This window comes from Burkholderia sp. Bp9031 (assembly GCF_003857965.1).
Lineage (GTDB): Bacteria > Pseudomonadota > Gammaproteobacteria > Burkholderiales > Burkholderiaceae > Burkholderia > Burkholderia ambifaria_A.
The window spans coordinates 1-962 of the sequence record NZ_QTPW01000091.1; the positions used below are offsets into that span (position 1 = coordinate 1).

Here is a 962-nt window from a genome sequence, read left to right on the forward strand (position 1 = left end):
CTTCACGCGCTCGACGATCCCTTCGTCGCGCAGCAGCTTCAGGTTCGCGACCGCGACGGCCGCGGCGACCGGGTGGCCCGAATACGTGAGGCCGTGATTGAATTCGCCGTGGTCGATGATCGGCCGCGCGATGCGCTCGTGAATGCCGACCGCGCCCATCGGTACGTAGCCCGACGTCAGGCCCTTGGCCATCGTGATCAGGTCCGGCTCGAAGCCGAAGTGCTGGTGCGCGAACCATTCGCCGGTGCGCCCGAACCCGCCGATCACTTCGTCGGCGACCAGCAGGATGTCGTACTTGCGGCAGATCCGCTGGATTTCCGGCCAATACGTCGACGGCGGGAAGATCACGCCGCCCGCGCCCTGGAACGGCTCGCCGATGAACGCGGCGACGTTCTCCGCGCCGAGCTCGAGGATCTTCGCTTCGAGCTGCTGCGCGCGGGCGAGGCCGAACGCCTCGGGCGTCTCGCCGGCTTGCGCTTCGCCGAAGAAATACGGCTGGTCGATGTGCACGATGTGCTCGACCTTCGACGGCATCTGCTCGTGCATGTAGCCCATCCCGCCGAGCGTGCCGCCCGCGATCGTCGAGCCGTGGTAGCCGTTCTTGCGCGAGATCACATACTTCTTCTGCGGCTTGCCCTGCACGCGCCAGTACTGGTGCACGAGACGCAGCACGGTGTCGTTGCCTTCCGAGCCGCTGTTGCAATAGAAGAAGTGGTTGAAGCCTTCGGGCGTGACTTCGGCGAGCATCGCCGACAGCTCGATCACCGGCGGGTGGGTGGTCTTGAAGAACGTGTTGTAGAACGGCAGTTCCTGGAGCTGGCGATACGCGGCGTCGGCGAGCTCCTTGCGGCCGTAGCCGACGTTCACGCACCAGAGGCCGGCCATCCCGTCGATGATCTTGTTGCCGTCCGAGTCCCACAGGTAGACGCCGTCGGCCTTCACGATCACGCGGCTGCCCGCGC

Annotated in this window: 1 protein-coding gene; it reads right to left on the reverse strand. The window is 66.0% G+C overall.

All coding sequences use genetic code 11. The annotated features are described in order from the left end of the window. On the reverse strand, window positions 1-962 hold a 962-nt coding region (locus DIE15_RS36630), incomplete at both ends, for an aminotransferase (protein ID WP_124835881.1).